Source organism: Falseniella ignava (genome assembly GCF_002847645.1).
In the GTDB taxonomy this organism is placed as follows: Bacteria; Bacillota; Bacilli; order Lactobacillales; family Aerococcaceae; genus Falseniella; species Falseniella ignava.
This window is the reverse complement of sequence record NZ_PKHE01000002.1, coordinates 129,569-137,076: the sequence shown is the minus strand read 5'-3', so window position 1 is coordinate 137,076 and position 7,508 is coordinate 129,569. Positions and strand designations below refer to the sequence as shown.

Here is a 7,508-nt window from a genome sequence, read left to right as displayed (position 1 = left end):
TCTCATCTACAAATGATAATGTCTCAAGTAACCGTAAATGAAAATGTCCCACTTTAGTGTATATTAAATCTAAGGAGGGATCTCAATGGAGGATTATCTTAACATGAATGAGACACATAAATATAATATCATCAAGGCTGTCGTCAATGGACGGAAATCCAAAGCTCGTGCTGAAGTGGAATTAAACTTATCCAGACGACAGATCAATCGATTGATTCTTAAATACAAACAAGAGGGGCGAAAAGGCTTCAGACATAAGAATGCCAATCGCAAACCTTCTAAAACCATTGACCGTCATACTCGAAAGCGAATCGTTCAGCTCTATCGCTCGAAATACTATGACTTTAACTTCACACACTTCCATGAAAAACTTCAAGAAGTTGAGGAAATCCTTCTCTCTGAAAGCTCGCTAAGAAATATCTTGAAGGAAGCACACATTGTCTCGCCTCTAGCTACCCGTCGAACTAAACGGCGTGTCGCTAAAGAGCTCGAAGACAAAGCAGACAAGAAAGGCCTGACCCCTCACGAAAAAGAAACCTTACAGGAGGTTCAAGTCGTTGAAGCCTCAAAAGCACACCCGAGTCGCCCACGATGCAAATATGCTGGGGAACTGCTTCAGATGGATGCTTCAGAACATCAATGGTTCGAGGCTGACGAGAACTATTACTATCTCCATGCCGCGATTGATGATGCCACTGGTACAGTCGTTGGTGCTTATTTCGCAGCACAGGAGACACTTGAAGGCTATTATCAAGTCTCACATCAATTCCTGACCCACTACGGTATTCCTCATCGCATTTTGACAGATTATCGATCCATTTTCTCAGGCGTCAACACCCCAAAAAAGGGCGCTGCTCTTGAAGAACAGGCCCTCACTCAATACGGATATGCTTGCCAGACACTTGGAATTGAACTGGAAGCGACCTCAGTACCCCAAGCTAAAGGACGTATTGAACGTCTTTTCGGTACGTTTCAAAACCGCTTACTTCAAGAAATGCGGTTAAATGGTATCCGTAATATGGATGAAGCGAATCAGTTTCTAAGGGACTACCTCCCACAGTTTAATCAAAAATTCGCCCATCCCATTAAAGATAGCATAAATGCCTTTGAAAAACTATCAGCAGACACAAATCTCGATTACATCCTCGCTAGATTTGCCCTGCGTGTCATTCACTCTGGTCATACTGTTCGATACAACAACCATGTCTATCATCTTTACGACCAGCATGGGAGGCAAGTCCATTTGCCAAGAAAAACTAAAGTTATGGTCATTAGTACGCGTGATTTACAACTCTTTGTCTCTCATAAAAATCAACTCTTTAAACTAATTGAAATGCCGTCACACCAAGCCATATCTAAAATACTAGATATTCAAGAAGCTAAGTCTAAACCGAAACCACACATTCCACCGATGTCGCATCCGTGGAAAGGACAATCTTATCAACGTTACCTAAAGAAGCAAGAATACATAAAGAAAAAAGAGCTAATTGAAGTGTAGTGATAATCCCTCGTGATGAAGGACGATGCGCTTTTTGTATCGTCCATCATCACGAGGCAACCAAGCGAGCGAAGCGCGGTAGTTTTTAACCCTCTTTCGTTACACGCTAAAAACCCAAAAATCGGGACATATTCATTTGTGCTTGACATCAAAGGTTTCGACGCTTTTTGTTGTGAAACAGTTAATCAAATCTTTTCCTAAAGAAGCTCTCATTTTCAGATGCTTACAGTGCTTGGCAGAGAGAAACCAACGATAACTCCAACGGATTACACAAAGATTTTTCCTAAATACGCAAATCAAGCTAAAATCACGGAACATGACTTCTTCAATGCGCTATAGGTGATAAACATTCGACCTAGAAAGTGTTTAGATTTTAAAACACCATTTGAAGTACTCATGCACGGACTTTTTTCAGTTAGAATAATTTTTTGTCGCAATAATTACTAATTTTATCATATTAATAAAATAGTACAATAGCATGCCCAGAGAAATTTCATTAATTACGACACTTTAGATAATATTGAAATTTACATATTACGTTCTTTGTTTAATGAAATTAAATTAGGATTGCTGGTAGATTCGACTTCTCCAAGTTTTACTCATCTATTCATACATAAATTACAAAGAACTTCTTTCTTAGCAAATTCTATCACCCCTATTTGATCAGAACATATAAAAAAAGAGACTTCCCGTAATTGGGAAGTGCCTTTGAAAATTTCTTGTTTCTTTAAGCTCAACTTGCCATTGTAAGTTGAGGGACTCCATCTGTAAGCGAACAAGTTCGCAACAGCTGTAATCTAACGTTTTGAGTCTTCAGTTGTTGCCCTGCACGCATATCTTAGACGTAACACACTGTGTTCGAACGGTTTTGAGTAAATTGCACCCGTCAATTCAACAAAAAAGCACTCCCGATGATGGGAGTGCTGTAATTTCGTATTTGCAATAACAAATATTAACGTTTTGAGAATTGTGAACTCTTACGAGCTTTCTTAAGACCTGGTTGATTAGCATTTTATTTCAATGAATTTCAAAAACCTTTAATATCAATGGTTTTGAAGGGGTTAGCTTAAAATTAATTTCATCCAATTTCAATAAATTTCAATAAAATGGTGTGAACTTTTACCTAAAATAAGTAAAAACGAGCTAGAAAACACTAAAGTTCACACCATCTTTATTACTATTTTTCAGATGTATATTTATTCGACCAAGTTCAGAATCTTGTCTAAAGACTCAACCCAGTAAATTTCTCTCCTAATGCTATCTCTCCTAATTGTTCAATCGTTCCACGACTATCGTTAATTGTATAAAACTTCAATCCTTTTATTTTTAGACCATTTACTTCCTCTTCAAATACTAAGTCAGCTTCATGATTATTAATGTACATTAGGAGATCTTCTTTCCATGCTTCACGCTCTAAAAGATTAATCCCTTTTGGCTCAATGAATATTTGTAGAAAATGATCTGCATTCGCAAGTAAAAAAATAAAATCGGGTTGGAAAGCTTCAAAATGAACATCAGTCGTTTCTCGATCAAATTGATACAGCTTTAATTTCTCACTTTTCGCAGATTCACGATGCATATTTTCGTCCATACGTACTAGATAGACATCACTGTATTTTTCATTTAAATCAATCAATCGATCTTTTATTCGATCGATTAACTGTTGCTCAGTTTGATTGATAAAGGCTGAATCATATACAAAGAAATCTTCATTTTTATAATCTTGTCTACTTACATTCTGAGAAGCTCTAATATCAAATAACTTCATACGTCCTGTATCATAGTTCGGCTGACGCTTTCTATAATCACTAACATATTCACGTATTGGATACCCTATAAATTTGTTTGTTCCGATTTCTTTACGGTAACCTTGCTTGATTTGCTGTTCAACTTTGCGTAAATAAATTTCTAATATCTCTAATTTTTCTTCGGGTTTAAGCTTTTTTCTTCCCATGCTTCTAGGAACTACAGCATACAAGGTTCTATTGTTTAAGTTTAACCATGACTCACCCAAAAATTCTTCTCTTGATTTTAGTAATGGAAGATATTCTTTTAAACGAGCGAAATGATAAAAAGAATTTCGATTCATCGCTTTCATAATTAATCTTAAATCTAATTGAATTGCTTTTTGGAAAGTATCTGAGAAATCTTCTTGAACCATAGCTGAATCATAATTATATTCTCTTGTGGTAAAGTGCCAATTAATAATAATATCTGACCGATTATCCACACCATATTTTGATAAATTGTCATAATGATCATCAGCAACACGAACTCGTTCATTATAATAGATAGACCCTTTTTTCCAAATATCCGTTTTCTTAAATGATGGCTTAACTTTAACTTCAATCAATGGATTTTTCTTATCTTCTCCACTCGGTAGATTCATTTCATTTAATGATTCCACTAGATTTTTTAGATATTGCGGTTCATTGATTGTATGATAATGTAATGTTTCAAGTAGTAAGCTGTCTGCACCATCTTCTTCAAAGCGACGTTGATATGAGATTTTGTCATCCAATCTAAACGGATTGTATCTTGCTCCACGTCCGATAAGTTGCGCTTCAGCCATCGTTGATGTTTTTGTACCTTTAGCATTTTCAGTATCAGAAATCCGAACGATATCATACAAGTTCAGGACGTCCCAGCCTTCTGTTAATTTTGCAACGGCAAAAACAACTCTATATAAATTCGAAGGATTCTCCAATGTATTTAAGGATTCATATTGTCCTTTTTCAAGCATGTTCCCACGATCCGTATCATTCGCATTGATGGTTCGCCCTTTAGAAAACTGACGTTTCATTTCTCGAACCATCTCTGATAATTTATCAATGTTCGATAAATAGTATCGATAAGTTCTATAAAGTGTTTCACTTTGTTCTTCTGAGTTTTCATTAAATCTCAATCTGATAAATGATTCAATCATGTCAGGAGTCAAATCTTCAATAAGATCTAAAAACTTACTTTCTGCTTCGTTTGAATCTTTAATTTTTGGCGACTTGAATAAGATAACTGGCTTAATTTCAACATCATGCATTTCTTTCGCATATAATCGTCTGAATTCACTCAATAATATGACGTTCATCATATTTTCTATATCTTTATTACTTGACTGAATTCTTCGGATGTTCTTAGAATAGCCATCTAAAATATACCTATCTAAAGCATAACGATAGATGATTTTATCTTTGTATTTCTGATATACTTGCTTATTCTCTAAATCGATTGTTGCTGTAAATTCTAATAAGCGATTCTCATTGTTTGCACCAAGTATGAGGTCTATCGTTCTCTCCCATGACCGTTCATCTTCTTTTTCTTTCTTCGTACTTGCTGAATAATGATGTGCTTCATCAGCCAAAATAACAGTCTTATGTTTCTTATACTCCGTCAATCCCATTGTATTTTCTTTTTCAGTAAAGAGATCACTCGCAATCCCTTGAATGGTATCTAGTTTGATATAGATGACGTTCTCTCTCATGGTAGTTGGGAATTGACGAACCTGTTCGATACGTATCCGATTACCTTCGATCTCAATGGGATGATTATATAAGTTTTTTATTGAATTCGTATCTGTTAGATTATCTATTGTTTTTTGTAGAACAGAATTTGTATTCACGGTAAAGAGAAATCTTTGATATCCCTCTTCTTTAAATAGATACAAGATTAACCCTGCCATTAAATCCGTCTTCCCAGAACCTGTCGCCATATTGAAGAGAACATGTTTTGATTGCATGTATTTAAACTCTGTATTATTTAAAGCAAAGTGAAAGTAATGAAGAGCTCTATCTTGATAATAACGAAAACGATGCTTCATGTTGTCATATATATATTGAGGAGTTTGATAATTTAGTGTTCGTTCTTCTAAAGTTCCATCATATGCAGTTAAGGCATCTAAAAGAGGTAGACTTGATTTTTTAGCCAATAACATCATCCTCCTTATAGAATGACTGATTGAAGGCATAATCAGTATCTGATATTAAATCCCTTACATTCACATCATCGATTTCAGAATAATTATAATAGAGTTGATTCTTATCAATAACCTTCAACAGTAATTTCTTTCGCTCATCAAGTGACGATTCTTCTTCAAGAATTTCTTCTAATGCTTGTAGATCTACTTTGAAATTTAGATCCACATTCTCCAGCATGAGATGATATATCTTGAATAATTCTTCGCTATCATCTGCCTTATATATTTGATCAATATAGCCTTGACTCTTCTCCATTAATTCTGCGTAAACGAATGATCCTCCACCCTGCCAATCAACATCTTTGGAAATACCACCTTGTTCCCCTTCTATCACTTTTTGAAGTCGGGGTACTGACAGGGTCTTGATATAGTCCATTTGTTCAATTCCTATATACTTACGACTCAATTTATGTGCTACTGCAGCAGTTGTTCCAGTACCTAAATGAAAATCTAATACTAAGTCTCCTGGATTGGTAGTCATTGAGATAATATCTTTTAATAGACGCTCAGGTTTTTTTCCATTAGAAAAAACTACATTTCCTTCCTTATTCACATTACCCATATCAAGGTAGTAATCTTCCCACCAATCACCTCTTATTTTTCTTAATCCTTCAGGGGACTTGTAACTATCTGTTTTTCCCCAAGAATCTGATAGCCGAAGTAATTGTTGCATGCGACCTTTACTATTAATTGTGAGTAAATATTCTTTATCTCCACGAATCACTTTTTTATACTTACCTTCTTGAAGCTCATCACTTATATCTTCACCAGTAACTTTATCAGATCGCACGATCTCGGCGAGATGAGATCGCACGATCTCGGCGAGATGAGATCGCACGATCTCGGCGAATTCAGCACTTTTTTGAAATGCTTCCTTTAAAGATATCGGCTTCTCATTATTTAAATCTTTAGGATAACGGTAATCATAAAGCTCACGTAAAGGTACAATGTTTTCATCATCTTTTAAGTATAATGAATAATGCTCATCATAGTCTTCTCTAATATCATAAAGAGGATGTATGGCTATATTTTTATGCCCATCGGGTGTAAATACATGAATATATTCACCGTTTTTCACAACATTTCCCAGTTGTGCTGATCTCACTTTCATACCTTGAGTCGTTGACATTTGACAATGAATTGTCGCTACAAAGGAGCCACGCCCAAAAATATCATCCAGCAAAACTTTTAAATATGCTTGTTCATTATCGTCACATTGAACAAATAGGACACCATTTGGTTTTAGCAGTTCTTTAGCTACTTCTAGACGATTCTTCATAAAAGTTAACCATGTCGAATGACTGAATTTATCATTATACTGAAAACTACCCGAATCAGTATTATACGGTGGATCAATATAAATTAGTTGTACTTTCCCAGCAAATTTCTCCCTAAGTGCATGTAGGACTAATAAGTTATTACCCTTCAAAATTAAATTATCTTCTTCCCCATCAAAGTCACTCGCAGCTTCCACGCCATCGTTACTATATCTTTTAGCATTAACTAATATTTTTTTGTCTAACATTACATCAATTTCTTCAGAAGCAATGACTTCATTATAGAAAGGTTCATCAGGCTTCAAATCATCTTTTTCGACATCTTCTTTAGTCATTCCAGCCTTTAAGACAGTGTCTTTGTATGGGAAATCTAATACCACTTCCGTTGATTCATCGATAAATCTTCCTCTTGAAGTTAGACCTATCTTCTTAGTGTATTTTGTGTGTGAATCCATCCAAAAGTCATCCATTTCGAATGTTTCAATTAATTTATTTGTTTCAATTATCGTGTATTCCCCAAGATTCTTTGAGTAATGCTTGCGAACTAATGGATCATTCAGTAATGCTAGCACTAGGTTTTCATCATACTTGTCAATATCCTCTATAACTTTTGACTTATTTAAATCCCCACTTATAAAGTATTTCTCTTCAAACTGACTTAATACAGAGTATAGTGCCTTCATAATTTTTGTATCCATTAAATCAACACTCCTATTCTATGATTCCCGTGCATTATAGGTTAAGTTTCATTATTAGTCATGAT

3 protein-coding genes are annotated in these 7,508 nt (G+C 35.2%); 1 reads left to right on the top strand and 2 read right to left on the bottom strand.

The genetic code is table 11. From position 1 onward, the window contains the following. Nucleotides 1–85: 85 nt before the first annotated feature. A complete protein-coding gene (locus tag CYJ57_RS01605) occupies nt 86–1,498 on the top strand; it encodes an ISNCY family transposase (RefSeq protein ID WP_006701354.1) in 1,413 nt (470 codons plus the stop codon). Nucleotides 1,499–2,720: 1,222 nt separating this feature from the next. Here the strand turns inward: CYJ57_RS01605 and CYJ57_RS01600 are convergent. Then, the gene (locus tag CYJ57_RS01600; RefSeq protein WP_101953807.1) at nt 2,721–5,429 is read right to left on the bottom strand and encodes a DEAD/DEAH box helicase family protein; all 2,709 of its coding nucleotides are present in this window, start codon (nt 5,427–5,429) and stop codon (nt 2,721–2,723) included. Further along, nucleotides 5,413–7,443, bottom strand: a complete 2,031-nt coding sequence (locus CYJ57_RS01595) for a site-specific DNA-methyltransferase (protein WP_101953806.1) — start codon at nt 7,441–7,443, stop codon at nt 5,413–5,415. Before CYJ57_RS01595 ends, CYJ57_RS01600 begins: the two co-directional genes overlap by 17 nt. Nucleotides 7,444–7,508 lie beyond the last annotated feature (65 nt).